Raw genomic sequence first — 26913 nt, 5'->3', positions numbered from 1 at the left:
GTACGGCTGACTGGTCCGAGCACAGAGGCTCACCAGCCAGATTCCTGAGAAGGGCGACACGGCCCGCGAGGCGCGGTAGCGTCATCGCGGGCCGTGTCCGTCCCCGGCTCAGGGAGCCGCCACTTCAGCCCGGACCCCGCGCCCGGGCCCGGACGAGGAGTTGTCGCCATCACTGCTGCAGCACCCGAGCGAGCCGCCGATCCGGCTGCGAGCGATAACGCCGTAGAGCTCGAGGGGATCACCAAACGCTTCCCCGGCGTCGTGGCCAACAAGGACATCAGCTTCGCCGCCCGCCGCGGCACCGTGCACGCCATCGTCGGCGAGAACGGCGCCGGCAAGTCGACGTTGATGAAGATCCTCTACGGCGTCCAGCGCCCCGACGAGGGCACGATCCGAGTGGACGGTCGCGAGGTGCACCTCAACTCACCGTCCGACGCCATCGATGCCGGCATCGGCATGGTGTTCCAGCACTTCCAGCTGGCCGACAACTTCACCGTCCTCGAGAACGTCGTCCTCGGCGCCGAGAAGCTGCACGGCATCGGCGACGGCGCCCGGCGCGAGATCCGGCGCATCTCCGAGGCCTACGGCCTCGACGTCGACCCCGACGCGCTCGTCGAGGACCTCGGCGTCGGCGCGCGCCAGCGCATCGAGATCCTCAAGGTGCTCTACCGCGGCGCCAAGGTCATCATCCTCGACGAGCCGACGGCCGTCCTCGTGCCGCAGGAGGTCGACGAGCTCTTCGACAACCTCCGCGAGCTGAAGTCGGAGGGGCTCACCGTCCTGTTCATCTCGCACAAGCTCGACGAGGTGCTGTCGGTCGCCGACACCATCACCGTGATCCGCCGGGGCACGACCGTCGACACGGTCGACCCCGCGTCGGTCAATGCCCGCCAGCTCGCCGAGCTCATGGTCGGAGCCGAGCTGCCGACTCCGCAGACGGAGGAGTCAACCGTCACCGACCGGGTCGTGCTGCGCACCGAGGACCTCGTCCTCGCCGGCGTCGGCGACGGCCGCAACGTGCTCGACGGCATCTCGCTGACGATCCACGCCGGGGAGGTGCTCGGCATCGCCGGCGTCGAGGGCAACGGCCAGGCCGAGCTCGTCGAGGTCATCATGGGCATGCGCGAGCCCACCTCAGGGCTCGTCTTCCTCGGTGACACCGACATCTCCGACTGGCGCACCCGCGAGATCCGCGAGGCCGGCGTCGCCTACATCCCCGAGGACCGCACGCGTCACGGCCTGCTGCTCGAGGCGCCCCTCTGGGAGAACCGCATCCTCGGCCACCAGACCGAGGAGCCCAACGCCAAGGGCTTCCTCATCAACGCCGCCGGTGCCAAGGCCGACACGGAGCGGATCGTCAAGGAGTACGACGTCCGCACCCCGTCGATCTTCGTCACCGCGGGCTCCCTCTCGGGTGGCAACCAGCAGAAGCTCATCGTCGGTCGCGAGATGAGCCACGAGCCCAAGGTGCTTGTCGCCTCGCACCCGACCCGCGGTGTCGACGTCGGCGCGCAGGCCAGCATCTGGGACATCATCCGCAAGGCCCGCCGCGACGGCCTCGCCGTCCTGCTCATCTCGGCCGACCTCGAGGAGCTCATCGGCCTCTCGGACACCATCCAGGTCCTCCTGCGCGGGCGCCTCACGGGCACCTTCGACCCCGACACGGTCACGGCCGAGGACCTCGGTGCAGCCATGACCGGCGCCGCGGCCCCGGCCGCCCACGCTGGGGCTCCGACCAGTGATGCCCAGACCAGTGACGTCCAGACCAGTGACGTCCAGACCAGTGACGTCCAGCCCAGCGAAGCCCAGCCCAGCGACGTCCAGCCCAGCGAAGCGCCGGCCGGCGACGGAAGCACCGCCCCGCCCGCTGTGGCCCCGCCGACGGACCACACCGGCGACGCCGAGGAGAGCCGATGAGCACCTTCAACGCCCGCAAGGCGCTGCTCGGCCTCGCTGCGCCGCTGCTCGCCCTGCTCGTCGCCTTCCTCGTGACCTCCGCGATCCTGCTCGCCCTCGGTGACCCCGTCGTCGAGGTCTGGCAGACGATCCTGTCCTGGCCGCGTCCACGCCAGTTCGTCCAGATCATCAACGGCGCCACCGTCTACTACCTCTCAGCCATCGCGGTCGCCGTCGGCTTCCGGATGAACCTCTTCAACATCGGCGTCGACGGGCAGTACCGCGTCGCCGCCTTCGCCGGTGCCCTCTTCGCCGGCCAGGCGTGGTTCCCGGGACCGCTCAACGTGCTGCTGACCCTCGTCGTCGCGATGGCCACGGGCGGCATGTGGGCCGGCATCGCCGCCTACCTCAAGGTCAAGCGCGGTGTCTCCGAGGTGATCAGCACGATCATGCTCAACGCGATCGCCACCGGCGTCGTCCAGTGGCTCCTGCTCAAGGTGGCCGTCAAGCAACAGGGCAGCAACACGATCTCGACGCCGCCGATCCCCGAGTCGTCGCAGCTGGACGGGCTCGCCATCGTCCCCGGGGCGAGCAACAAGGTCTACACGCTCCTCCTGCTCGCCATCGTCGTCGGTGTCGCCTACTGGTTCTTCATCGGCAAGACCCGCTTCGGCTTCGACCTGCGCGCCACCGGTCGGTCCGAGACGGCGGCCGTGGCGAGCGGCGTCAAGGTGCCCCGCATGGTCGTCTCGACCCTCGTCATCTCCGGCGCGCTCGCGGGCCTCATCGGGATGCCGCTGCTCTTCGGCCAGGACCACAGCTACGGCACGACCTTCCAGGCCGGCCTCGGTTTCGCCGGCATCGGCATCGCGCTGCTCGGACGCAACCACCCGCTCGGCATCGCCGTCGCGGCCCTGCTGTGGTCGTTCCTCGACGTGCAGTCCAACGCCCTGCAGATCAAGGCCGGCGTGGCCTCCGAGGTCGTCTTCATCATCCAGGGCGTCATCCTCTTCGCCGTCGTCATCGCCTACGAGCTCATCCGACGGGCCGACGTGCGGCTCGAGCAGCAGCGCGTCGCGAGGGAGCTGGCCGGCACGAGATCCGATGCCCCGAGCGTGGAAGGAGCGGCCGCATGAGCGCCTCCGATCTCCAGGTGGGCACCGAGGTCGTGCCCGAGAGCACCCCGATGCGCAAGCGCGGGCTGAACCTGACCCGGCTCCAGTGGGTGGGGGTCCTGCTGGCCGGAGTGTTCGTCGTGTCGGTCCTGCGCGTCGTCACCGGCGCCAACGACATCGACTCCTCCGGCCTGCTCATCGCGGCCTTCGGTCTCGCCGTGCCCATTGCCCTCGCCGGCCTCGGCGGTCTCTGGTCGGAGCGCGCGGGCGTCGTCAACATCGGCCTCGAGGGCATGATGATCCTCGGCACATGGGGCGCCGGCTTCCTCGGCTACCACCTGGGTCCGTGGTGGGGCCTCGTCGGCGCCGTCATCGGCGGGGTCGTCGGCGGCCTCGTGCACGCGGTGGCCACGGTGACCTTCGGCGTCGACCACATCGTCTCCGGCGTCGCGCTCAACATCGTCGCCCTCGGCTTCGCCAAGTACCTCTCGGTGCGCTTCTTCAGCCCGCTGCCCGGCGGTGGCCCGACCCAGTCGCCGCCGCTGCCCGAGCTGCCGACGGTCACGATCCCCGGGCTGTCGGACGCGCTCGGCACGCTCGAGAGGCAGCGCCTCTTCTTCGTCTCCGACCTCGCGGGCATCCTGCGCGCGTTCGTCACGAACGTCTCGGTCGTGACGATCCTCGCGGTGCTGCTCTTCGTCCTCACGTACTTCTTGCTGTGGCGCACGGCCTTCGGGCTGCGGCTGCGGTCGGTCGGCGAGTCCCCAGTGGCGTCGGAGTCGCTCGGCGTCAACGTGCTGCGCTACAAGTTCGTCGCCGTGCTCATCTCCGGCGGTCTCGCCGGTCTCGGCGGTGGCTTCCTCGCCCTCGTCGCGGCCAACGTCTTCCGTGACGGCCAGACCGGCGGCCGAGGCTACATCGGCCTCGCCGCCATGATCTTCGGCAACTGGCGCCCCGGCGGGCTGCTCGCAGGTTCGGCGCTCTTCGGCTACACCGACGCGGCCCAGCTGCGCGGGGGTGGCACGACGGTCCACGCCTTCCTGCTCCTGCTCGCCGTGCTGCTCATCGCCATCGGCGTGTGGCAGATCGTGCGCAAGGGCCGCAAGGTCCAGGGCATCCTCGCCATCGTCGTCGGTGCGCTCGTCGGCACGTGGTACGCCCTCACCGACATCGTGCCTCCCGAGCTGTCCGGCACGACGCCCTACGTCACGACCCTGCTCGTGCTCGCCTTCGCCTCGCAACGCCTGCGCATGCCGGCGGCCGACGGGCAGGTCTACCGCAAGGGCGAGGGCCACTAGTGGCGTCCTCGCCGCCCACCGAGCCGACGGAGCCCACCGAGCCGACGGAGCCCACCGAGCCGTCGGAGCCCACCGAGCCAACCGACGAGCCCGGGTATGCCGCGGGGCGCGCCTCGCGGCATACCTCGGCTCCCCCCGGTGGCACCGACCCCAGCGGGAGCGCGGAGCCTGCCCCGGTGGACTGGGAGGCGCTGCGCCTTCGTGCGGTCGAGCTCATGGAGCGGGCCTACGCGCCCTACTCCCACTTCCCCGTGGGGGTGGCCGGGCTCGTCGACGACGGCCGCGTCGTCGCCGGGTGCAACGTCGAGAACGCTGCCTACGGCGTCGGGCTCTGCGCGGAGTGCGGCATGGTCTCGGAGCTGCACGCGACCGGCGGAGGGCGCCTGACAGCGGTCTACTGCGTGGGGCGCGACGGTGCGCCTCTCATGGCCTGCGGGCGCTGCCGCCAGCTCCTCTGGGAGAACGGCGGGCCGGGCTGCCTCGTCATGACACCTGAAGGCGTGTTGCCGATGTCCGAGGTCCTGCCACAGGCCTTCGGGCCCGCCAACCTCGGGGGCGGGGACGCACGGCCGTGAACCTCGTTCGCCACGTGCCCAACCGAGAACCTGCGTCGAGAGGCGTGGATGGGTGAGGATGGGCACGTGAGCGAAGCCTTCGATGCCGTCGACGTCATCTCTGCCAAGCGCGACCGGGCGGAGCTGTCCGACGCCCAGATCGACTGGGTGATCGACGCCTACACCCGAGGGGTGGTGGCCGAGGAGCAGATGTCGGCCCTCGCGATGGCGATCTATCTCAACGGCATGAGCCCACGCGAGATCGCGCGCTGGGCCGACGCGATGATCCGCTCGGGTGAGCGGCTCGACTTCTCCGGGCTCTCGCGCCCGACGAGCGACAAGCACTCGACCGGGGGAGTGGGCGACAAGATCACGCTGCCCCTCGCGCCGCTCGTCGCCGCGTGCGGCGTGGCGGTGCCGCAGCTCTCCGGGCGCGGGCTCGGCCACACCGGGGGCACGCTCGACAAGCTCGAGTCCATCCCGGGGTGGCGCGCCTCGCTGAGCAACGAGGAGATGCTCGCCCAGCTCGAGGACGTCGGCGCGGTGATCTGCGCCGCCGGCACCGGGCTCGCCCCTGCCGACAAGAAGCTGTATGCGTTGCGCGACGTCACGGGCACGGTGTCCTGCGTGCCCCTCATCGCCACGTCGATCATGAGCAAGAAGATCGCGGAGGGCACCGGCTCGCTGGTGCTCGACGTCAAGGTGGGCTCCGGCGCGTTTATGAAGGAGCTGGGCCAGGCGCGTGAGCTCGCCGAGACGATGGTGCGTCTGGGCACCGACGCGGGGGTCAAGACGGTCGCGCTGCTCACCAACATGGAGACCCCTCTCGGGCTCACTGCCGGCAACGCGCTCGAGGTGCGCGAGTCCGTCGAGGTGCTCCAGGGCGGGGGACCGCCCGATGTCGTCGAGCTGACCCTGGCGCTCGCCCGCGAGATGGTCGCCGGCGCGGGTCGCGACGACGTCGACCCGGCAGACGTGCTCGCCGACGGTCGCGCGATGGATGTGTGGCGCCGGATGATCCGCGCCCAGGGCGGCGACCCCGACGCACCGCTGCCGACGGCCCGCGAGACGCACGTCGTGGTCGCGCCGGCCGACGGAGTCCTGGTCCAGCTCGACGCACTCGCCGTCGGCGTCGCCGCGTGGCGGCTCGGCGCGGGCCGTGCGCGCAAGGAGGACCCCGTGCAGGCAGGCGCCGGTGTCGAGATCCACGCCAAGCCCGGAGCCGTCGTGCGCGGCGGCGAACCGCTCCTCACGCTGCACACCGACGAGCCGGAGCGCTTCGACCGTGCGCTGGAGTCGCTCGAGGGTGGCTTCCTCATCGCCCCGGAGGGGTCGAGGCCCGATCTGCCGCCGATCGTCATCGAACGCGTCTCCTGAGGTCGTTCGCGCAGGTCAGAGGCCTGTCGGGGTGGGCGGCGAGGAGGGCCGGAGGACCGATTAGGCGTTTGCCGCAGGCCCCGTGTAATGTTCTCTTCGTCAGCCCGACAGGGAGGAACGGACGCCACCGCGGCGGTGAGAGATCACCAAGCGAAGTTGGCCGGTCCCGGGGCTGATCCCCAAGACAGATGGACGGTCGGTTCGCCCGGTCGTCTCGTGGCGGGGCCCGCTTCTGGCGGGTCAAGCGAGGTGCGGCTCCTGGAGCCGCGGCGAGTTTGACTCCGATCAGACCGGCGGGTAACTTAGATGGCCTTGCCCCTGATCATCGCTCACGAAGCGGTGAAACGGTGTGTGTCCGATTCTTGAGAACTCAACAGCGTGTCAGATAATCGATGCCAATTACCTCGTCTCGGGGCTGGCTGGTCGCATCGTTTGGTGTGGTTGGTTGGTTTCGGGGTGATTTATCCTTTGGTTGAACGAATGACCTAGCTTTTTGAGCTGGTTGTTCGGCTTCAGCTGGGTTTCGGACCCTTTTTGGGTTCAAAGTTTGCTCGCTGCCTTTTGGGTGGTGGGTGTTTGAACATCAACGGAGAGTTTGATCCTGGCTCAGGACGAACGCTGGCGGCGTGCTTAACACATGCAAGTCGAACGGTGACGATCAAGCTTGCTTGGTCTGATCAGTGGCGAACGGGTGAGTAACACGTGAGTAACCTGCCCCAGACTCTGGGATAACCCCGGGAAACCGGAGCTAATACCGGATATGACCCTCGTACGCATGTGCAGGGGGTGGAAAGTTTTTTCGGTCTGGGATGGGCTCGCGGCCTATCAGCTTGTTGGTGAGGTAGTGGCTCACCAAGGCGACGACGGGTAGCCGGCCTGAGAGGGCGACCGGCCACACTGGGACTGAGACACGGCCCAGACTCCTACGGGAGGCAGCAGTGGGGAATATTGCACAATGGGCGGAAGCCTGATGCAGCGACGCCGCGTGAGGGATGACGGCCTTCGGGTTGTAAACCTCTTTCAGCAGGGAAGAAGCGCAAGTGACGGTACCTGCAGAAGAAGCACCGGCTAACTACGTGCCAGCAGCCGCGGTAATACGTAGGGTGCGAGCGTTGTCCGGAATTATTGGGCGTAAAGAGCTTGTAGGCGGTTTGTCGCGTCTGCTGTGAAAATCCGGGGCTCAACCCCGGACTTGCAGTGGGTACGGGCAGACTAGAGTGTGGTAGGGGAGACTGGAATTCCTGGTGTAGCGGTGGAATGCGCAGATATCAGGAGGAACACCGATGGCGAAGGCAGGTCTCTGGGCCACTACTGACGCTGAGAAGCGAAAGCATGGGGAGCGAACAGGATTAGATACCCTGGTAGTCCATGCCGTAAACGTTGGGAACTAGGTGTGGGTCTCATTCCACGAGATCCGTGCCGCAGCTAACGCATTAAGTTCCCCGCCTGGGGAGTACGGCCGCAAGGCTAAAACTCAAAGGAATTGACGGGGGCCCGCACAAGCGGCGGAGCATGCGGATTAATTCGATGCAACGCGAAGAACCTTACCAAGGCTTGACATACACCGGAATCACTCAGAGATGGGTGCGTCTTCGGACTGGTGTACAGGTGGTGCATGGTTGTCGTCAGCTCGTGTCGTGAGATGTTGGGTTAAGTCCCGCAACGAGCGCAACCCTCGTTCCATGTTGCCAGCAACACTTCGGTGGTTGGGGACTCATGGGAGACTGCCGGGGTCAACTCGGAGGAAGGTGGGGATGACGTCAAATCATCATGCCCCTTATGTCTTGGGCTTCACGCATGCTACAATGGCCGGTACAAAGGGCTGCGATACCGCAAGGTGGAGCGAATCCCAAAAAACCGGTCTCAGTTCGGATTGGGGTCTGCAACTCGACCCCATGAAGTCGGAGTCGCTAGTAATCGCAGATCAGCAACGCTGCGGTGAATACGTTCCCGGGCCTTGTACACACCGCCCGTCAAGTCACGAAAGTCGGTAACACCCGAAGCCGGTGGCCCAACCCTTGTGGGGGGAGCCGTCGAAGGTGGGACTGGCGATTGGGACTAAGTCGTAACAAGGTAGCCGTACCGGAAGGTGCGGCTGGATCACCTCCTTTCTAAGGAGCATCTGCCCACACCGGTCCCTGCGGGGTCTGGGTGTGGTCCAGAGCCCGGTCTGTCCCCGAGTGTGGGGCAGCGGGTGCTCAAGGGTGGAACATCGATTATCGGCGCTCGTGATGGGGTGCTCCCGCAAGTACAGGCTGGTTTCAGCAGTGGAATCAGCAGTGGAACGTGGGGGTGGTTCGGAGTGGGTGCCTGACACGTTGTTGGGTCCTGAAGGATCGGGCGACGCGCACTGGCCGGCACGGCGGCACCTTGAGGGTGTGGTCGTGGTGGTGGTGTGTGCCGGCTGGTTTCTTCTGGTCGTGGGCCTCATCGATGGAGCGGCGTTGCTGCTTCGGGTGTGGGGTGCCGGTTGTATGTTGAGAACTTCACAGTGGACGCGAGCATCTTTGTAGTGTTCAAGTTTTTAAGGGCACACGGTGGATGCCTTGGCACCAGGAACCGAAGAAGGACGTAGGAATCTGCGATAAGCCTCGGGTAGTCGATAACCAGACTGTGATCCGAGGATTTCCGAATGGGGAAACCCGGCTGGAGGCAAGTCCAGTCACCCGCACCTGAATATATAGGGTGTGTGGAGGGAACGTGGGGAAGTGAAACATCTCAGTACCCACAGGAAGAGAAAACAACAGTGATTCCGTGAGTAGTGGCGAGCGAAAGCGGATGAGGCTAAACCGGGCGTGTGTGATAGCTGTCAGGCGTTGCATGTCCGGGGTCGTGGGACCCGCCAGCTGGCTCTGACAGGCCGGCAGGGAGTGAGAAATCTGCGTCATAGTCGAAGAGCATTGAATGGCTCGGCACAGAGGGTGCGACCCCCGTAGACGAAATGGTGTGGACTCCCGGTGGATTTCCCAAGTAGCACGGGGCCCGAGAAATCCCGTGTGAATCTGGCAGGACCACCTGCTAAGCCTAAATATTCCCTGGTGACCGATAGCGGACAAGTACCGTGAGGGAAAGGTGAAAAGTACCCCGGGAGGGGAGTGAAATAGATCCTGAAACCGTGTGCCTACAATCCGTTGGAGCCTCCCGCCGTTGGGCGTGTGGGGTGACAGCGTGCCTTTTGAAGAATGAGCCTGCGAGTTAGTGCTCAGTGGCGAGGTTAACCCGTGTGGGGAAGCCGTAGCGAAAGCGAGTCCGAACAGGGCGAATGAGTCGCTGGGTCTAGACCCGAAGCGGAGTGATCTACCCATGGCCAGGTTGAAGCGCAGGTAAGACTGCGTGGAGGACCGAACCCACTTAGGTTGAAAACTGAGGGGATGAGCTGTGGGTAGGGGTGAAAGGCCAATCAAACTCCGTGATAGCTGGTTCTCCCCGAAATGCATTTAGGTGCAGCGTCACGTGTTTCTTGCCGGAGGTAGAGCTACTGGATAGCTGATGGGCCTCACCAGGTTACTGACGTTAGCCAAACTCCGAATGCCGGTAAGTGAGAGCGTGGCAGTGAGACTGCGGGGGATAAGCTCCGTAGTCGAGAGGGAAACAGCCCAGATCACCAGCTAAGGTCCCTAAGCGTGTGCTAAGTGGGAAAGGATGTGGAGTTGCTGTGACAACCAGGAGGTTGGCTTAGAAGCAGCCACCCTTGAAAGAGTGCGTAATAGCTCACTGGTCAAGTGATTCCGCGCCGACAATGTAGCGGGGCTCAAGCACACCACCGAAGCTGTGGCATTGACATATTTGCTCGGCACCGACACCTGCGGGTTCGGTGTCCAGGCGTGTTGATGGGTAGGGGAGCGTCGTGTGGCCAGGGAAGCGGCGGTGTGAACCAGCCGTGGAGGCCACACGAGTGAGAATGCAGGCATGAGTAGCGAATGACGGGCGAGAAACCCGTCCGCCGAATAACCAAGGGTTCCAGGGTCAAGCTAATCTGCCCTGGGTAAGTCGGGACCTAAGGCGAGGCCGACAGGCGTAGTCGATGGACATCCGGTTGATATTCCGGAACCGGCGAAGAACCGCCCCTGATGAACCGAGTGATGCTAAGTGCCTGAAGCACGCCCATCGACCCTTCGGGGTCACCGGGTGTGTGGAGCGCACGACCCGACCTTGTAGTAGTCAAGCGATGGAGTGACGCAGGAAGGTAGCCTCCGCGTGGCGATGGTAGTCCACGTCCAAGGGTGTAGGGCGCGGTCCAGGCAAATCCGGACCGCATGAAGCCTGAGACCTGATAGTGACCGCGAATGCGGGAAGAGGGTGATCCTATGCTGCCGAGAAAAACTTCTAGCGAGGTTCGAGCCGCCCGTACCCCAAACCGACTCAGGTGGTTAGGTAGAGAATACCAAGGCGATCGAGTGAATCGTGGTTAAGGAATTCGGCAAAATACCCCCGTAACTTCGGGAGAAGGGGGGCCCTGATCGTGACCCCACTAGCTGGGTGAGCGTGATCGGCCGCAGAGACCAGGGAGAAGCGACTGTTTACTAAAAACACAGGTCCGTGCCAAGTCGCAAGACGATGTATACGGACTGACGCCTGCCCGGTGCTGGAACGTTAAGGGGACCGGTTAGCCTCACGGCGAAGCTGAGAACTTAAGCGCCAGTAAACGGCGGTGGTAACTATAACCATCCTAAGGTAGCGAAATTCCTTGTCGGGTAAGTTCCGACCTGCACGAATGGCGTAACGACTTCTCCACTGTCTCAACCACGAACTCGGCGAAATTGCACTACGAGTAAAGATGCTCGTTACGCGCAGCAGGACGGAAAGACCCCGGGACCTTTACTACAGCTTGGTATTGGTGTTCGGTACGGCTTGTGTAGGATAGGTGGGAGACTGTGAAGCCGTCACGTCAGTGATGGTGGAGTCAACGTTGAAATACCACTCTGGTCGTTCTGGATATCTAACCTCGGTCCGTGATCCGGATCAGGGACAGTGCCTGGTGGGTAGTTTAACTGGGGCGGTTGCCTCCTAAAAGGTAACGGAGGCGCCCAAAGGTTCCCTCAGCCTGGTTGGTAATCAGGTTTCGAGTGTAAGTGCACAAGGGAGCTTGACTGTGAGACAGACATGTCGAGCAGGGACGAAAGTCGGGACTAGTGATCCGGCGGTGGCTTGTGGAAGCGCCGTCGCTCAACGGATAAAAGGTACCCCGGGGATAACAGGCTGATCTTGCCCAAGAGTCCATATCGACGGCATGGTTTGGCACCTCGATGTCGGCTCGTCGCATCCTGGGGCTGGAGTAGGTCCCAAGGGTTGGGCTGTTCGCCCATTAAAGCGGTACGCGAGCTGGGTTTAGAACGTCGTGAGACAGTTCGGTCCCTATCCGCTGTGCGCGTAGGAAACTTGAGAAAGGCTGTCCCTAGTACGAGAGGACCGGGATGGACGAACCACTGGTGTGTCAGTTGTCCTGCCAAGGGCACCGCTGATTAGCTACGTTCGGAAGTGATAACCGCTGAAAGCATCTAAGCGGGAAGCACGTTTCAAGATGAGGTTTCCAGGCCCGCGAGGGCGAGAGGCTCCCAGCTAGACTACTGGGTTGATAGGCCGGACGTGGAAGCACAGTAATGTGTGGAGCTGACCGGTACTAATAAGCCGATGACTTGACTTACAAAGATGCTACGCGTCCACTGTGCAGTTCCCGAGATACAAACGGGAACCACCCACTGATTGATATCTCCATAGAGTTACGGCTGCCATAGCGAAGGGGAAACGCCCGGCTCCATTCCGAACCCGGAAGCTAAGCCCTTCAGCGCCGATGGTACTGCACTGGTGACGGTGTGGGAGAGTAGGACGCAGCCGGACATACTTTAAGACAACCCCGCCGGGTATCCCGGCGGGGTTGTCGCATTTCCGGGTCCTGTTCGAGCAGGACCGGCACCGTGCTGGACGACTCCGGGGCCTGCACAGCTCAGCGCGGGACCGTGCTGAGCGGGCGTGAGCAAGGGGGCGGTGACCAGGGCGTAGGGTTGGTGCGTGCCAGAGCTGATCCCCTCACCCACTCGTATCCCCGTGCCCGGCGGCAAGGTCATCGAGGAACACGTCGGCGGCGTCACGACGCCGAATGCCGGCCTCCAGGCCTCCGTGTCCGTCGCCCACATGAAGGCTCCCGGAGGCTGGTCGGAGCCGTTCCAGACGCCGGAGTTCGACGAGATCACGCTCGTGCTCGCCGGTACCGTGCTCGTCGACCACGACGGCGGGACCCTCGAGGTCCCGGCCGGCCAGACGGTCATCACCCGCGGCGGCGAACGCATCCGCTACTCCTGCGGGCCCGAGGGGGCCGAGTACGTCGCCGTGTGCCTGCCGGCCTTCTCACCCGACTCCGTGCACCGCGAGGACGAGGCGTGACCGGCACGGTGACGGCTCTCGACGCCGACACCGCGGCGAAGGCGCCCAAGGCGCTCTTGCACGACCACCTCGACGGCGGTCTGCGCCCGGCGACGATCATCGAGCTGGCGGCTGAGAACGGTTATGACGCACTCCCGGCGGGAGACGCCGACGCGCTCGGCCAGTGGTTCCGGGACAGCGCCGACTCAGGCTCGCTGCCGCGCTACCTCGAGACCTTCGACCACACCTTGGCGGTCATGCAGACCCGCGAAGAGCTCTTCCGCGTCGCGAGCGAGTGCGCGCAGGACCTCGCCTCCGATGGCGTCGTCTATGCGGAGAGCCGCTACGCGCCGGAGCAGCACCTGCGCGCAGGCCTGACCCTCGAGGGTGTCGTCGAGGCGGTCAACGCCGGCTTCCGCGACGGCGAGGCCAAGGCGGCGGAGGCGGGCCACCCGATCCGCGTCACGGCACTGCTCACCGCAATGCGTCACGCCGCCAAGTCGACGGAGATCGCGCAGCTGGCGGTGCGCTACCGCGACGAGGGCGTGTCCGGTTTCGACATCGCCGGCGCCGAGGCCGGGCACCCGCCGACCCGCCACCTCGACGCCTTCGAGTACCTCCGGCGCGAGAACGCCCACTTCACGATCCACGCGGGGGAGGCCTTCGGGCTGCCCTCCATCTGGGAGGCCATCCAGTGGTGCGGCGCCGACCGTCTCGGCCATGGCGTGCGGATCGTCGACGACATCACCATCGACGGGGCCCCCTTCGCCGAGTGGCTCGAGGGAGCCAAGGGCAACCCCGCAGCGCTCGTCGAGGTGGAGCTCGAGCGGGTGCGCCTCGGGCGTCTCGCGGCCTACGTGCGCGACACCCGCATCCCGCTCGAGATGTGCCCGAGCAGCAACCTGCAGACCTCGGCCGCGCTCTCCATCTCCCTTCACCCCATCACCCTGCTCAAGCGGCTTCTCTTCCGCGTCACGCTCAACACCGACAACCGCCTCATGAGCGGCACGTCGATGAGCCGCGAGGCTGCCCTGCTCGCCGAGGCCGCCGGCTGGGACCTCGCGGACCTGCGCTGGGTGACGATCAACGCGATGAAGTCGGCCTTCATCCCGTTCGACGAGCGGCTCGCGCTCATCAACGACGTCATCAAGCCGGGGTATGCCGCCCTGGGCCACGACGGGGCCCCCACCCACTGACGGTCGTCTCAGGGACCCGCCGGCAGGGCCGTCGCAGGCAGGCCGGAGAGCTCGCTCTCGGCCTGCCTGGGGTGGATGCAGCGTGCGCCGTGGGCCTGCGCCTCGGCGATGACCCGTGGTTCGTCGCGCAGCAGGGCCAGACCGCGGCGGACGAGGATGTGGGGCGGCTTCCGCCGCTCGGCGAGGTCACGAGCGAAGCGACGCAGCGCGGTGAGGAAGCGGTTCTGGCGCACGCAGAGCGCCTCCGCGAGCAGCCCCTGCTCGCGGAGCTGGTCGACGAGACGAGCGGCGAAGAGCCCCTCGGCGAGGACGTAGTCGTGCGGGCCCGCCGTGACGACGTGGCGACCCGTCACGGCCGACGTGCCGATGTCATAGACGGGCACCTCGACGCGGCCCTCGTCGACGAGCTGTCGCAGCGCCTCCACGGCTGCGTCCGCGTGCCAGGAGTCGATGTGGTCCCAGTCGGGGATGCCGAGGGGGGAGCGGGGCAGGTGCGGGTCGTGGTGCTCCCGGTAGAAGTCGTCGAGCCGCACGACCGGCCAGCCGTGGGCGGCGCTCAGGCGCTCCGCCAGCCTGCTCTTGCCCGCCCCGCTGGGACCGGTGAGCAGGATGACGCGGCGACGGCCGGCGGCCGGACCAGCAGCCGCAGACTCGGAGCCGGCCGGGCCGGGTGTCGGGGCCAACCTCAGAGGCCCTTGGGGTGCCAGACGGTCTTGGTCTCGACGAAGGCGCGGATGCGCTCGAGCCCCGGCGCGGCCGTCCAGTCCGGCTCCACGGGCACGCCGCCGGCGACCTGGGGGCGAAGCACGCGCTTGAGGTTGCCGGCAGCCTCGGCCTCGAGACCGGCCCAGTCGACGCCCTCGGCGCCGGCGACTCCCGTGAGGTCGATGGCGTTGACGTCGCGGTGCGCGGCGAGCCACGTCGCGACCTCGGCGGTCTGGGCCGTGACGATGTTGACGACGCCGCCGGGCACGTCAGACGTCGCGAGCACCTCACCGAGCGTGACCGCGGGCAGCGGCCGCGCGGCCGACGAGACGACGACGGCCGTGTTGCCCGAGGCGATGACCGGAGCCACGACCGAGACGAGTCCGAGCAGCGAGGAGGCTTGCGGCGCAAGGACGCCCACGACTCCAGTCGGCTCGGGCGCCGACACGTTGAAGTAGGGACCGGCGACGGGGTTGAGGTTGCCGAGGACCTGGGCGATCTTGTCGGTCCACCCGGCATACCAGACGACACGGTCGACCGCGGCGTCGACGACACCCGCGGCAGCGCGGGCCGTGAGGCCCTCACCGGCGGCGACCTCGTCGATGAACTGCGCCCGCCTGCCCTCGAGCACCTCGGCCACGCGATAGAGCACCTGACCACGGTTGTACGGCGTCGCGGCGGCCCACCCACCGAAGGCCGCCCGGGCCGCGACGACGGCGTCGCGCACGTCCTTGCGCGAGCCCATCGACGCGTTGGCGAGGAACTCCCCGGAGGCCGACTGCACGGCATACGACCGTCCGGACTCGCTGCGCGGGAACTTCCCGCCGATGTAGAGCTTGTAGGTCTTGCGCACGTCGAGGCGGCTCATCGGGTGGCTCCCGTCGGGGTCGCAGGGGTGGTCGTCACGTAGGCCTCGAGGCCGTGGCGTCCGCCCTCGCGGCCGTAGCCCGACTCCTTGTAGCCACCGAAGGGCGACGTCGGGTCGAAGCGGTTGAAGGTGTTGGCCCAGACGACGCCGGCCCGCAGCTGGTCGGCCATCCAGAGGATGCGCGAGCCCTTCTCGGTCCAGACGCCCGCCGAGAGGCCGTATGCCGTGTTGTTGGCCTTGGCGACGGCCTCCTGGGGTGTGCGGAAGGTGAGGACCGACAGCACCGGCCCGAAGATCTCCTCCGTCGCCACCCGGTGGGTCTGCGCGACGCCGGTGAGCAGGGTCGGGGGGTACCAGAATCCCTTGGTCGGCAGGGTGCATGCCGGGCTCCAGCGCTCCGCGCCCTCCGCGACACCGGCGTCGACGAGGGTCGTGATGCGGTCGAGCTGCTCGCGGGAGTTGATGGCGCCGAGGTCGGTGTTCTTGTCCATCGGGTCGCCCACGCGCAGGGTCTGCAGGCGGCGCTTCAGCTTGGCGACGACCTCGTCGTGGACGTTCTCCTGCACGAGCAGGCGCGATCCGGCGCAGCAGACCTGGCCCTGGTTGAAGAAGATGCCGCCGACGATGCCCTCGACGGCCTGGTCGATGGGGGCGTCGTCGAACACGACGTTGGCGGCCTTGCCGCCCAGCTCGAGCGTCGCCTTCTTCGCCGTGCCGGCAATCGAGCGGGCGATGATCTTGCCGACCTCCGTCGAGCCGGTGAAGGCGATCTTGTCGACGTCGGGGTGCTCGACGAGCGCCTGGCCGGTGCGGCCGTCACCCGTGACGATGTTGACGACGCCCGCCGGCAGGTCGGCCTGCTGGCACACCTCGGCGAAGAGCAGCGCCGACAGGGGAGTGCTCTCGGCCGGCTTGAGCACGACGGTGTTGCCGGTCGCGAGCGCCGGGGCGATCTTCCACGCGAGCATGAGCAGGGGGAAGTTCCAGGGGATGACCTGCGCGACGACCCCGTGCGGACGGGCCGTGGCCCCGGGAGCCGACAGGCCGGCATACTCCAGCTTGTCGGCCCAGCCCGCGTGGTAGAAGAAGTGCGCCGCGGCCGTCGGCACGTCGAAGTCGCGGGTCTCCTTGATCGGCTTGCCGTTGTCGAGGGTCTCGAGCACGGCGAACTCGCGGGCCCGCTCCTGCAGGATCCGCGCGATGCGGAAGAGGTACTTGCCGCGCTCGGCGCCGCTGAGGCGACCCCACTCGCCCTCGAACGCGCGCCGGGCGGCGGCGACCGCCTTGTCGACGTCCTTGGGACCGGCTTGGCTGACCTCCGCGAGCACCGACTCGTCAGCAGGGTTGAGGGTGGCGAAGGTGGCCTTGGGGCGCGTGAAGGCGCCGTCGATGAAGAAGCCGTAGGTCGGGGCGATCGTGACGACCGATCGCGACTCGGGCGCGGGGGCGTAGTCGAACGTGGGCATGCGCAGTTCCTTCGTCGGTCAGTCGATCGTCACGTAGTCGGCGCCGGAGTAGGCACCCGTCGCGAGCTTCTGCCGTTGCAGGAGAAGGTCGTTGAGCAGGCCGGAGGCGCCGAAGCGGAACCACTCGGGCGTCAGCCAGTCCTCCCCGGCGATCTCGCTGACCATGACGAGGTACTTGATCGCGTCCTTCGTCGTGCGGATGCCGCCGGCGGGCTTGACGCCGACCTGCACGCCGGTGAGCTCGCGCCAGTCGCGGACGGCCTCGAGCATGATGAGCGTGACGGGGAGGGTGGCCGCCGGCTGGATCTTGCCGGTGGAGGTCTTGATGAAGTCGCCGCCGGCGAGCATCGACAGGTAGGAGGCCCGGCGCACGTTGTCGTAGGTGACGAGCTCGCCGGTCTCCATGATGACCTTGAGGTGAGCGTCGCCGCAGGCCTGCTTGACCTCGGCGATCTGGTTGAACACCGTGAGGTAGTCGCCGGAGAGGAACGCGCCGCGGTCGATGACCATGTCGATCTCGTCGGCGCCGGCCTTGACGGCGTCGCGCGTGTCGGCGAGCTTGACCGCCATGCTCGCCCGGCCCGACGGGAACGCCGTCGCGACGGCGGCGACGTGGATGCCGCTGTCGCCGAGCGCGGCCTTCGCCGTCGCGACCATGTCGCCGTAGACGCAGATCGCCGCGGGCCGCGGGGTCGTCGGGTCGAGCGGGTCGGGCACGAGCGCCTTGGCGCACAGCGACCGGACCTTGCCCGGGGTGTCGGAGCCCTCGAGGGTCGTCAGGTCGATCATGGCGATCGCGGTGTCGATCGCCCAGGCCTTGCTCGTCGTCTTGATCGACCGGGTGCCGAGCCCGGCGACGCGGCCCTCGCAGCCGACCTGGTCGACGCCGGGGAGCCCGTGGAGCCAGGACGTGAGCGCACGGTTCGTCAGGCGTGACACGCCGAGGACGTCGCGCGCCTGGGCCGTCAGCTCTGCAGCCGAGCGGGTGGTGGTGCTTACAGTCACCCGGGGAGTCTATCCACGATTCGAGACGGCGACGTCCGCCCGACGGGTCGACGGGTGACCCGGGACAGCGTTCTGACAGCCGGGCGTGAGACAGTCTCTGCCAGACCGGGACCGACCGGTGCGCACACCGGGACGAACAGGGTCGAAACGTCCTGACGTCGCCCCGGCGAGACAGCGGCTGGACGAGCGTGGAGGCGAGGAGCAGTGACGATGGGCGATACGAGCCGGCCGAAAGGCCGAACGCTCCGACCGGGTTCCAGCATCGCCGTCGGTGCGATCGCGGCCGTCGCCGGGCTCGCACTGCTCGTGCCGGCCCTGCTCACGGAGCCCCGCAGCTGGGCGCTCGTCTCCTCGGTGACGCTAGCCCTCGTGCTGTTGTGGCTCTTCGTCGTGCGGCCGGCCGCCGTCATCCACGACGAGGGCATCCGGCTCGTCAACCCGATGCGCGTCGTCGACCTCACGTGGCCGACGATCACCGAGGTGCGCTCCAAGTGGGCCCTCGAGCTCGTGGCCGACGGCAAGAAGTACACCGCGTGGGGCGTGCCCGCCGACCCCGGCCGTCCGAAGTACGGCCGGTCGCTGCTCACGGTGCCCGCCAACCGGATGGCCAAGGCCGGCAGCGTCACCGCCTCGGGCACCCGGCCGGCCGAGGAGCCGGTCAAGCGGGCCAAGGTCGAGGCCCAGTCGGTGGCGGCCGAGGTCGAGGCGCTCATCGAGGCCGACCGGCGGCGCAAGGGCGACCCGACCCCTCGCATCGCCCACCAGAGCTGGGACCCCGTCTCGGTGGGGCTGCTCGCGGTCGCCCTTGCCTTCTTCGCCCTGGGGATCGGCGTCCTCTAGGAGTTCTCGAGGATGCCTGCCGGCTCGTCAGAGGGCGGTGAGGCGCTCGACGTCTGCGCGCACCGACGCGAGCCGCGTCTCGGCGAGCGCCCGCGACCGGCTCAGGTCGTCGCGCGTGTGCACGGGCTCGATGACCTCGAGGTAGACCTTGACCTTCGGCTCGGTGCCGCTCGGGCGGACGATGACGCGCGAGTCGTCGGACAGCAGGAAGCGCAACCCGTCGGTCGGAGGCAGCCCGCCGTCGCCGCGGCTCAGGTCGTCGAGCCTCACGACGTCGATGCCGGCCACGGAGCTCGGGGGCTCGGCGCGCAACCGACCCATGAGGGTGTCGATCTGGCCGAGGTCCTCGACCCGTACTGCAAAGGAGTCCGTGGCGTGCACGCCGTGCTCGGCGGCGAGGTCGTCGAGCAGGTCTGACAACGTGCGGCCCTGCGCCTTGAGCCCCGCCGCGAGCTCGGCGAGGAGCAGCGCAGCACTGACGCCGTCCTTGTCGCGCACGAGGTCGGGGGCGACGCAGTAGCCGAGGGCCTCCTCGTAGCCGTAGCGCAGGCCCTCGACCCGAGAGATCCACTTGAAGCCGGTGAGCGTCTCCTCGTGCCGGATGCCGGCGGCGCGCGCGATGGCGGCCAGGAGGCGTGAGGAGACGATCGAGTTGGCGAAGACATCGCGCCGCTCGACGCCCCGGGCCACGAGGTGCGCGCCGAGCAGGGCGCCCACCTCGTCGCCGCGCAGCATCCGCCAGTCGCCGGTCGCCGGGTCGAGGATCGCCGCGGCGCACCGGTCGGCGTCGGGGTCGTTGGCGATGACGAGGTCGCAGCGCACCTCGCGGGCCCGGGCGAGCGCGAGGTCGATCGCGCCCTTCTCCTCCGGGTTGGGGAACGCCACGGTCGGGAAGTCGGGGTCGGGCACCGCCTGCTCGTCGACCGCCACGGGGGCCGCGAACCCGGCTCGGATGAAGGCCTCGTGGACCGTGCCGTGCCCGACACCGTGCAGGCTCGTGTGCACGATCGACAGGTCGCGCGGGGAGCTCGGGTCGACGACGGTGACGACCGCGTCGAGGTAGTCGGAGAGCAGCCGCTCGCCGAGGGTCTCCCAGCCCTCGTGGGCCCGCGGCACGTCGGCGACGTGCTCGACGGCGGCGATGTGGCGGGCGATGTCGGCATCGGCGGGCGGCACGATCTGGCTGCCGTCACCGAGGTAGACCTTGTAGCCGTTGTCCTGCGGCGGGTTGTGGCTCGCCGTCACCATGACGCCGGCGTCGGCGCCCAGGTGGCGGATGGCGAAGGCGAGCACCGGTGTCGGCAGCGGCTGGGGCAGCAGCAGCGCCCGGCCGCCCGCCGCGACGACGACCCCAGCCGTGTCACGGGCAAAGACGTCGGAGTTGTAGCGCGCGTCGAATCCGATGACGACGCAAGGTCGCTCGCCCGCCCTGCCCTCTTGCTTGAGGTATGCCGTGAGGCCGGCTGCCGCACGGATGACCACGCTGCGGTTCATCCGGTTGGGGCCCGCGCCCAGGGCCCCGCGCAGGCCGGCCGTGCCGAACTCGAGCATGCCGACGAACCGGTCGGCGAGGTCGGCCCGAGCAGCCTCGTCGCCGGACTCTGCGGACGCGAGGAGGGACTCGAGCTCGGAGCGGGTCGTCGGGTCGGGGTCGTCGTCGCGCCAGGCCCGCGCGGCCGCATACAGCGTCTCGGCGGAGTCGGTGGCGGGGACCGCAGCCATCAGATCCTCCCGACGACCTCGGCGAGGAGGCGGCCGCAGCGCGCGGCAGCCGCCTGGCCGGCCTCGAGGACCTCCGCGTGCGACAGCGGGGTGTCCGAGATGCCGGCGGCGAGGTTGGTCACGAGCGAGATGCCGAGCACGTCGAGGCCGGCCTGCCGGGCAGCGATCGCCTCGAGCGAGGTCGACATGCCGACGAGGTCGCCGCCGATGACCTTGGCCATCTGCACCTCGGCCGGCGTCTCGTAGTGTGGCCCGCGGAACTGGACGTAGACGCCCTCGTCGAGGTCCGGGTCGACCTCGCGGGCGATGTCGCGCAGGCGCGGGGTGTAGACGTCGGTGAGGTCGACGAAGTTCGCGCCCTCGATGGGGGAGTGCGCCGTCAGGTTGATGTGGTCGCGGATGAGCACCGGGGTGCCGGGGCCCCAGGCGGGGTTGAGCCCGCCGCAGCCGTTGGTCAGCACGATCGTCGAGCAGCCGGCGGCCCTGGCCGTGCGCACGCCGTGCACGACGGCCCGCACGCCGCGGCCCTCGTAGAAGTGGGTGCGGGTGCCGAAGACGAGGGCCCGCCGCCCGGTGTCGCCGATGGCGACGGACCGGATGACGCTCGAGTGCCCGGCGACGGCCGCGCCGTGGAAGCCCGGCACCTGCGCCTGGTCGACCGTGGCGAGCGTCTCGCCGACGAGATCGGCGGTCTGGCCCCATCCCGAGCCGAGCACGAGAGCGACGTCGTGCCGCTCGGCGCCGGTGCGCTCGGCGATGACGGCTGCCGCCTGCTCCGCGACGGCGAAGGGGTCGGTGGCCGGGTCGGACAGGAGGTCGGGTGTCGTCGTCACGCACAGGACTCTAGCGACGCCCGGAGAAGCGCGGACCCCGATGCCCCGCACGAGCCGACGTCGGCGGCCGCGAGGCGGATGGTTGGATGGACGCGTGATCACGCGAGACACGTCCGTCGTCATCATCGGCGGTGGCCCCGGCGGCTACGAGGCCGCCCTCGTCGCAGCCCAGCTCGGGGCCACGGTCACCGTCGTCGAGCGCGACGGCGTCGGCGGCGCGGCGGTGCTCACCGACTGCGTGCCGAGCAAGGCGCTCATCGCCACGGCCGACTACATGTCCGACTTCGAGGTCGCCGCCCGACTGGGGGTGCGGCTGCAGGACGCCGACGGCGACGAGGTCTCCGACGCCGTGGCGCTCGCGCACACCGTCAACGACCGCATCCTCGACCTCGCAGCGGCGCAGAGCACCGACATCCAGCGCAGCCTCGAGCAGGTCGGCGTCACCGTGCTGCGCGGGACGGCCCGCATCGCCGACCGGGGACTCATCGTCGCCGAGCTCGCCGACGGCGAGGCGCAGGAGCTGGCCGCCGAGGTCATCCTCGTCGCGACCGGCGCCTCGCCCCGGGTGATGGACACGATGCGACCCGACGGCGAGCGCATCCTCACCTGGCAGCAGATCTACACCCTGGACGAGCTGCCCGAGCGCATCATCGTCATCGGCTCCGGCGTGACGGGTGCCGAGCTCGCCCAGGCCTACCTCGGACTCGGCTCGCAGGTCGTGCTCGTCTCGTCGCGCGAGCGCGTGCTGCCCGGCGAGGATGCCGACGCCGCCACCGTCATCGAGGACGTCTTCCGCAAGCGGGGGATGGAGGTCCTCGGGAAGTCGCGCGCAGCCGCTGTCGAGCGCACCGCTGACGGGGTCGTCGTCACGCTCGTCGACGGCCGCACCGTCGAGGGGTCGCACGCCCTGCTCGCCGTCGGCTCCGTGCCCAACACAGCCGGTCTCGGCCTCGAGGAGATCGGGGTCGAGCTCGGACCCCAGGGCCACCTGCAGGTCGACCGGGTCTCGCGCACCACCGTTCCCGGCATCTATGCGGCCGGCGACTGCACCGGCGTGCTCCCGCTCGCCTCGGTGGCCGCCATGCAGGGACGCATCGCGATGTGGCACGCGCTGGGCGACGCCGTGTCGCCGCTCAACGTGACCGGCGTCGCCGCCAACATCTTCACCGAGCCCGAGATCGCGACGGTCGGCATCGGGCAGGCCGCAGCCGACGGCTCAGCCGACGTCGAGTCGGTCATGCTGCCGCTCGCGCGCAACCCGCGCGCCAAGATGCAGGGCATCACCGACGGCTTCGTCAAGCTCTTCTGCCGCAAGGGCTACGGCACGGTGCTCGGCGGCGTCGTCGTCGCGCCGAAGGCGTCAGAGCTCATCCACCCCGTGGCGCTCGCCGTGCAGAACCGGCTCTCGGTCGACCAGGTGGCGAGCACCATCACCGTCTACCCGTCGCTCTCGGGCTCGATCGCGGAGGCGGCGCGTCAGCTGCACCAGTCGGACTGACGGCTCAGAACCCGTCAGGTCCCCGACCGGCGGAGCCGTCCGAGTCGTCGCGGTCACGCTGGCGGAGCAGCTCCTCCGCCTCACGGTCCTCGCGCGCCCACCGCTCCCGGCGACGCCGCGAGGCCACCTCGCGGATCTTCTTCTGCACGGGATAGAGCACAGCCACCGCCACCGCGAGGATGAGCAGGTTGGTGAAGGAGAACCCCGGCTGGGACGAGGTGGCAACGGGCAGGGTCGCAAGCACCCCAGCAGTGTGCCAGAGGCGTAGCCTCCCGACTGTGGCGGCGCCTGCCGCCGCGTCGGGGGTGGCCACGAGAGCGACCCGCGGCTGCGCGAGACCCAACCACGAGGACACGCATGAGCGACTGGATCGAGAAGGCGAAGGACTTCATCAAGGGTCACCCGGACCAGGCGGGGCAGGGCATCGACAAGGCCGAGGAGATCATCAACGAGCGCACCGGCGGGAGCTACGCCGACCAGCTCGACCAGGGCACCGACAAGATCCGGGAAGGGCTCGGCCTGCCGCCCGAGGCCGACGACGCCGAGACCGTCCCTCCGCCGTCGCCCGCACCGACCCCCACGCCGGAGCCCGCGCCGAGCCCGGAGCCTGCGCCCTTGCCGGAGCCGGCCCCGACGCCCGAGCCCGCCCCGACACCTCCGCCCGTCGACCCCGTCGACCCGGCGCCGGTCGACCCGAGCCTTCCGGGCGGCCCGGGACCGTCGGAGATCCCCCCGGCCGGTGAGCCCGCGGGCGAGCAGGACCTTCCGGGTGTGCCGAACCCCAACCTCCCCGCCGGGGGCCACGGCGACATCACCCTCGGCGACCCTCCGCAGCGCCCCTGACCGACCGCACGCAGACGAGTGGCCACGACCGTCAGGTCGTGGCCACTCGGCGTCGCCGCCGGCGTATGCCGCGTGGCTCGGCCCGCGGCATACCGTCGGTCAGGCTTCGGCGTCCTTGATCTCGGCGAGCACGGCTCCGGACGAGACGGTCTCGCCGACCTTGGCGGTGAGACCGGTGACGACGCCGTCGCGGTGCGCGGTGATGGGCTGCTCCATCTTCATCGCCTCGAGGACGATGACGAGGTCGCCCGAGGCCACCGTGGCGCCCTCCTCGACCGCGATCTTCACGATCGTGCCCTGCATCGGCGCCGTGAGGGAGTCTCCGGAAGCGGCCGCACCGGCCTTGCCGGCGCCGGAGCGCTTAGGCGCCTTCTTGCGGGCGGCCGCGCCGCCACCACCACCTCCGCCACCGAGCGAGAGGTCGCCGGGCAGCGAGACCTCGAGGCGCTTGCCACCGACCTCGACGACGACGGTCTGGCGCGGCTCGACCTCGGCAGCGTCAGCCGACCCACCGGCATACGGGGCGATGGTGTTGTCGAACTCCGTCTCGATCCAGCGGGTGTGGATCGTGAAGGGGGAGCCGTCCTCGGGCGCGAAGGCGGGGTCGGAGACGACGGCGCGGTGGAACGGGATGACCGTCGGCATGCCCTCGACCTCGAACTCCGCGAGCGCCCGGCGGGAGCGCTCGATCGCCTGCTGGCGGGTGCGTCCGGTGACGATGAGCTTGGCGAGCATCGAGTCGAAGGCGCCACCGATCGTGTCTCCCTCGACGACGCCGGAGTCGACACGCACGCCGGGGCCGGTGGGCAGTCGGTAGCGGGTCACGGTGCCGGGGGCGGGCAGGAAGCCGCGGCCGGCGTCCTCGCCGTTGATGCGGAACTCGATCGAGTGCGCGTGCGGCTCGGGGTCGGGGTAGTCGAGGCTCTCGCCGTCCGCGATGCGGAACTGCTCGCGCACGAGGTCGATGCCGGTGACCTCCTCGGTGACGGGGTGCTCGACCTGGAGGCGGGTGTTAACCTCGAGGAAGCTGATGTCGCCGGCCGGGCCGACGAGGAACTCGCACGTGCCGGCGCCGACGTAGCCCGCCTCCTTGAGGATCGCCTTGCTCGCGCGGAGGATCTCGGTGTGCTGCTCCTCGGTGAGGAACGGCGCCGGTGCCTCCTCGACGAGCTTCTGGTTGCGCCGCTGGAGCGAGCAGTCGCGGGTCGAGACGACGACGACGTTGCCGTGCTGGTCGGCGAGGCACTGCGTCTCGACGTGGCGCGGGTGGTCGAGGAAGCGCTCGACGAAGCACTCGCCGCGACCGAAGGCCGTGACCGCCTCGCGGACGGCGGAGTCGTAGAGGTGCGGGATCTCGTCGATGTCACGGGCCACCTTGAGGCCGCGGCCGCCGCCTCCGTAGGCCGCCTTGATCGCGACGGGCAGGCCGTGCTCCTTGGCGAACTCGACGACCTCGTCGGCTCCGGAGACGGGGTCCTTCGTGCCGGGCACGAGCGGGGCGCCGGCGCGGGTCGCGATGTGGCGCGCCTTCACCTTGTCGCCCAGCGAGTCGATGGCCTGGGGACCGGGGCCGATCCAGATGAGCCCGGCGTCGATGACCGCCTGGGCGAACGAGGCGTTCTCGGCGAGGAAGCCGTAGCCCGGGTGCACGGCGTCGGCTCCGGCGCGGCGCGCGACATCGAGGAGCTTGGCTTGGTCGAGGTAGCTGTCACCGGGCGTGGAGCCGCCGAGGGCGTAGGCCTCGTCGGCGACCTTCACGTGCAGGGCATCACGGTCCGGGTCGGCGTAGACGGCGACCGAGGCGATCGCGCTGTCGGTGCACGCCCGCGCGATGCGGACCGCGATCTCCCCACGGTTGGCGATGAGGACCTTGCTGATGGATGCCATGGATCGGAGCCTAGCGGGACGTGGGTACGGTGAAATCATGACGTCGGACACCTTTGCCTCCCTACCGCTCGGACACGCCTCGACGCCGGGGCTCGCGATCCCGCAGCTCGGCTTCGGAGTCTGGGAGGTGCCCGACGCCGAGGTCGACGCGGCCGCGGGTCGCGCGCTCGAGATCGGCTACCGCCACATCGACACCGCCCGGATCTACGGCAACGAGGCCGGGGTCGGCCGCGTGCTCGCCGCGTCGGACGTGCCGCGCGACGACATCTTCGTGACGACGAAGGTGTGGAACGACGACCACCGCGACGTGGCCGCCGCCTTCGACGCCTCGATGGCGCGCCTCGGCATCGAGACCCTCGACCTCTACCTCATCCACTGGCCCGCGCCGAAGCAGGACGCCTACGTCGACGCGTGGAAGGCCCTGCTCGAGCTGCAGCGCGAGGGGCGCGTGCGCTCGGTCGGGGTCTGCAACTTCCAGGTGCCGCACCTGCAGAGGCTCCTCGACGAGACCGGGGTGCTGCCCTCGATCAACCAGATCGAGCTCAGCCCCTACCTCCAGCAGCGCGAGCTGCGTGCCTTCCACGCGGAGCACGGCATCGTCACCGAGGCCTGGAGCCCGCTCGCCGTGCGTGCGGGGTTGCTCGAGGATGCGCTCGTGCTCGACCTCGCCGCCGCCCACGGCGTCACGCCGGCCCAGCTCGTCCTGCGCTGGCACATCGAGCTCGGCAACGTCGTGCTGACCCGGTCGGTGACCCCCGCCCGCATCGAGGAGAACTTCGGCGTCGGCGGGTTCACGCTCGGCGGCGACGCCCTCGAGGCCCTCTCGGCCCTCGACCGGGGCACCCGCACCGGTCCCGACCCCGACACCTTCGGCTGACGCCGGAGCGCGACAGGCCGGGCCGTACTAGGTTGGCGTCATGGGACTGTTCTCCCGCAAGGACAAGGACGCAGCGACACTCGAGGTCGAGCCGGACCTCACCGGTGACGACGACCTCGACGCCGATCTGCCCGACCGGCCCGTGGCACGGCCGCTCGACGACGCGGAGCGGGCCCGGATCGCGGCCGCCCTCGAGGCGGCGAGCGCCGAGGGGGTCGATGTCGACGACCTCGAGTCGATCGGCTCGCACTACGACGAGGCCTTCCGCCGCGCGTCCGAGGACCCCGGCGCGGTGAGTCCCGACGCCGTGGTCGAGACGTACGCCATCGCCATCGGCGAGCACCTCGCGCGGCACAGCGCCCGCGAGTGGGCGGTCGTCACCGACGTCTTCGGCACCGACCTCGGTCTCGTCGCGGCGCGCGCCGACACCGTCATCGTTCCGCACAACCTCGTCGGCGCCCGGTGGATGCGCCGCGAGACGGGGTGGGTCCCCGGCGTGGTGTCGCACCTCGTGCGCATCCGCCCGCGACCCTCCTGAGCCGTCTCGCGGCGGGGTAGATCCGGCGGCGCCTA

The 26913-nt window shown here is 68.7% G+C and carries 20 protein-coding genes and 3 rRNA genes; 15 read left to right on the top strand and 8 right to left on the bottom strand.

The window, feature by feature from the left end:
* Positions 1-261: 261 nt before the first annotated feature.
* The 10 genes from FBY41_RS01590 (at position 262) to FBY41_RS01540 (ending at position 13796) form a co-directional block, all read left to right on the top strand.
* Complete coding sequence (locus tag FBY41_RS01590) at positions 262-1917, top strand: ABC transporter ATP-binding protein (RefSeq protein ID WP_260439499.1); 1656 nt, start codon at positions 262-264, stop codon at positions 1915-1917.
* A complete protein-coding gene (locus FBY41_RS01585; protein WP_141841672.1) occupies positions 1914-3032 on the top strand; it encodes an ABC transporter permease in 1119 nt (372 codons plus the stop codon). The genes FBY41_RS01590 and FBY41_RS01585 overlap by 4 nt, the downstream gene beginning before the upstream one ends.
* Positions 3029-4309, top strand: coding sequence for an ABC transporter permease (locus FBY41_RS01580; protein WP_141841671.1), 1281 nt, complete (start codon positions 3029-3031; stop codon positions 4307-4309). The genes FBY41_RS01585 and FBY41_RS01580 overlap by 4 nt, the downstream gene beginning before the upstream one ends.
* Before the next feature lie 176 nt (positions 4310-4485).
* On the top strand, positions 4486-4884 hold the full coding sequence (locus FBY41_RS01570; protein WP_141841669.1) for a cytidine deaminase: 399 nt from the start codon (positions 4486-4488) through the stop codon (positions 4882-4884).
* Between the two features lie 66 nt (positions 4885-4950).
* Entirely contained in the window at positions 4951-6240 is a 1290-nt protein-coding gene (locus tag FBY41_RS01565; RefSeq protein WP_141841668.1) for a thymidine phosphorylase, read from the top strand.
* 583 nt (positions 6241-6823) lie between these two features.
* Positions 6824-8351: ribosomal RNA gene (locus tag FBY41_RS01560) — 16S ribosomal RNA — on the top strand.
* A gap of 403 nt (positions 8352-8754) precedes the next feature.
* Positions 8755-11884, top strand: a 23S ribosomal RNA gene (locus FBY41_RS01555).
* Positions 11885-11961: 77 nt separating this feature from the next.
* A 5S ribosomal RNA gene (rrf, locus tag FBY41_RS01550) occupies positions 11962-12078 on the top strand.
* Together the 16S, 23S and 5S rRNA genes form the textbook arrangement of a ribosomal RNA operon.
* Before the next feature lie 171 nt (positions 12079-12249).
* Positions 12250-12621: a cupin domain-containing protein gene (locus FBY41_RS01545; protein ID WP_141841667.1), complete on the top strand. Its 372-nt coding sequence runs from the start codon at positions 12250-12252 to the stop codon at positions 12619-12621.
* Positions 12618-13796 carry an adenosine deaminase gene (locus FBY41_RS01540; RefSeq protein WP_141841666.1) on the top strand — a complete coding sequence of 393 codons (1179 nt, stop codon included), beginning with the start codon at positions 12618-12620 and terminating at the stop codon, positions 13794-13796. Before FBY41_RS01545 ends, FBY41_RS01540 begins: the two co-directional genes overlap by 4 nt.
* 8 nt (positions 13797-13804) lie before the next feature.
* Here the strand turns inward: FBY41_RS01540 and FBY41_RS01535 are convergent, their stop codons facing one another.
* Genes FBY41_RS01535 through deoC form a run of 4 tightly spaced genes read right to left on the bottom strand, consistent with a single transcriptional unit; the run spans position 13805 to position 17840 of the window.
* Positions 13805-14479, bottom strand: coding sequence for a uridine kinase family protein (locus FBY41_RS01535; protein WP_141841665.1), 675 nt, complete (start codon positions 14477-14479; stop codon positions 13805-13807).
* 2 nt (positions 14480-14481) lie between these two features.
* A complete protein-coding gene (locus tag FBY41_RS01530) occupies positions 14482-15369 on the bottom strand; it encodes an aldehyde dehydrogenase family protein (RefSeq protein ID WP_141841664.1) in 888 nt (295 codons plus the stop codon).
* Complete coding sequence (locus FBY41_RS01525; RefSeq protein ID WP_141841663.1) at positions 15366-16835, bottom strand: aldehyde dehydrogenase family protein; 1470 nt, start codon at positions 16833-16835, stop codon at positions 15366-15368. Before FBY41_RS01525 ends, FBY41_RS01530 begins: the two co-directional genes overlap by 4 nt.
* Before the next feature lie 18 nt (positions 16836-16853).
* Positions 16854-17840: a deoxyribose-phosphate aldolase gene (gene deoC / locus FBY41_RS01520; RefSeq protein ID WP_141841662.1), complete on the bottom strand. Its 987-nt coding sequence runs from the start codon at positions 17838-17840 to the stop codon at positions 16854-16856.
* Between the two features lie 210 nt (positions 17841-18050).
* Between deoC and FBY41_RS01515 the strand changes: the two genes are divergently transcribed.
* Complete coding sequence (locus FBY41_RS01515) at positions 18051-18680, top strand: PH domain-containing protein (RefSeq protein ID WP_141841661.1); 630 nt, start codon at positions 18051-18053, stop codon at positions 18678-18680.
* A gap of 27 nt (positions 18681-18707) precedes the next feature.
* Here the strand turns inward: FBY41_RS01515 and FBY41_RS01510 are convergent, their stop codons facing one another.
* The gene (locus tag FBY41_RS01510; RefSeq protein WP_141841660.1) at positions 18708-20402 is read right to left on the bottom strand and encodes a phospho-sugar mutase; all 1695 of its coding nucleotides are present in this window, start codon (positions 20400-20402) and stop codon (positions 18708-18710) included.
* Positions 20402-21235 (bottom strand): purine-nucleoside phosphorylase, encoded by an 834-nt coding sequence (locus tag FBY41_RS01505; RefSeq protein WP_260439498.1) that lies wholly within the window; start codon positions 21233-21235, stop codon positions 20402-20404. The genes FBY41_RS01510 and FBY41_RS01505 overlap by 1 nt, the downstream gene beginning before the upstream one ends.
* A 94-nt stretch (positions 21236-21329) precedes the next feature.
* On the opposite strand from FBY41_RS01505, the gene FBY41_RS01500 reads away from it, so the two are divergent.
* Complete coding sequence (locus tag FBY41_RS01500) at positions 21330-22733, top strand: NAD(P)H-quinone dehydrogenase (protein WP_141841658.1); 1404 nt, start codon at positions 21330-21332, stop codon at positions 22731-22733.
* Between the two features lie 4 nt (positions 22734-22737).
* Here the strand turns inward: FBY41_RS01500 and FBY41_RS01495 are convergent, their stop codons facing one another.
* Complete coding sequence (locus tag FBY41_RS01495; protein ID WP_141841657.1) at positions 22738-22977, bottom strand: hypothetical protein; 240 nt, start codon at positions 22975-22977, stop codon at positions 22738-22740.
* 113 nt (positions 22978-23090) lie between these two features.
* Between FBY41_RS01495 and FBY41_RS01490 the strand changes: the two genes are divergently transcribed.
* Positions 23091-23576, top strand: coding sequence for an antitoxin (locus tag FBY41_RS01490; protein WP_141841656.1), 486 nt, complete (start codon positions 23091-23093; stop codon positions 23574-23576).
* Positions 23577-23675: 99 nt separating this feature from the next.
* On the opposite strand, the gene FBY41_RS01485 is transcribed toward FBY41_RS01490, so the two are convergent.
* Positions 23676-25463 carry an acetyl/propionyl/methylcrotonyl-CoA carboxylase subunit alpha gene (locus FBY41_RS01485; RefSeq protein WP_141841655.1) on the bottom strand — a complete coding sequence of 596 codons (1788 nt, stop codon included), beginning with the start codon at positions 25461-25463 and terminating at the stop codon, positions 23676-23678.
* Positions 25464-25500: 37 nt separating this feature from the next.
* On the opposite strand from FBY41_RS01485, the gene FBY41_RS01480 reads away from it, so the two are divergent.
* Both FBY41_RS01480 and FBY41_RS01475 read left to right on the top strand, forming a co-directional pair.
* Entirely contained in the window at positions 25501-26340 is an 840-nt protein-coding gene (locus FBY41_RS01480; protein ID WP_141841654.1) for an aldo/keto reductase, read from the top strand.
* Positions 26341-26380: 40 nt separating this feature from the next.
* On the top strand, positions 26381-26878 hold the full coding sequence (locus FBY41_RS01475; RefSeq protein ID WP_141841653.1) for a DUF3806 domain-containing protein: 498 nt from the start codon (positions 26381-26383) through the stop codon (positions 26876-26878).
* Positions 26879-26913 lie beyond the last annotated feature (35 nt).

The sequence above is a fragment of the Humibacillus xanthopallidus genome (assembly GCF_006716675.1).
GTDB lineage: Bacteria > Actinomycetota > Actinomycetes > Actinomycetales > Dermatophilaceae > Humibacillus > Humibacillus xanthopallidus_B.
Note: the sequence above shows the minus strand (reverse complement) of the source record. Positions and strands in the feature narration are given on the sequence as shown.

Coding starts and splice junctions, on each gene's coding strand:
- FBY41_RS01585 (WP_141841672.1), top strand. CDS start 1,914: ATGAGCACCTTCAACGCCCGCAAGGCGCTGCTCGGCCTCGCTGCGCCG.
- FBY41_RS01580 (WP_141841671.1), top strand. CDS start 3,029: ATGAGCGCCTCCGATCTCCAGGTGGGCACCGAGGTCGTGCCCGAGAGC.
- FBY41_RS01530 (WP_141841664.1), bottom strand. CDS start 15,369: ATGAGCCGCCTCGACGTGCGCAAGACCTACAAGCTCTACATCGGCGGG.
- FBY41_RS01525 (WP_141841663.1), bottom strand. CDS start 16,835: ATGCCCACGTTCGACTACGCCCCCGCGCCCGAGTCGCGATCGGTCGTC.
- FBY41_RS01515 (WP_141841661.1), top strand. CDS start 18,051: ATGGGCGATACGAGCCGGCCGAAAGGCCGAACGCTCCGACCGGGTTCC.
- FBY41_RS01510 (WP_141841660.1), bottom strand. CDS start 20,402: ATGGCTGCGGTCCCCGCCACCGACTCCGCCGAGACGCTGTATGCGGCC.
- FBY41_RS01490 (WP_141841656.1), top strand. CDS start 23,091: ATGAGCGACTGGATCGAGAAGGCGAAGGACTTCATCAAGGGTCACCCG.
- FBY41_RS01485 (WP_141841655.1), bottom strand. CDS start 25,463: ATGGCATCCATCAGCAAGGTCCTCATCGCCAACCGTGGGGAGATCGCG.
- FBY41_RS01480 (WP_141841654.1), top strand. CDS start 25,501: ATGACGTCGGACACCTTTGCCTCCCTACCGCTCGGACACGCCTCGACG.
- FBY41_RS01475 (WP_141841653.1), top strand. CDS start 26,381: ATGGGACTGTTCTCCCGCAAGGACAAGGACGCAGCGACACTCGAGGTC.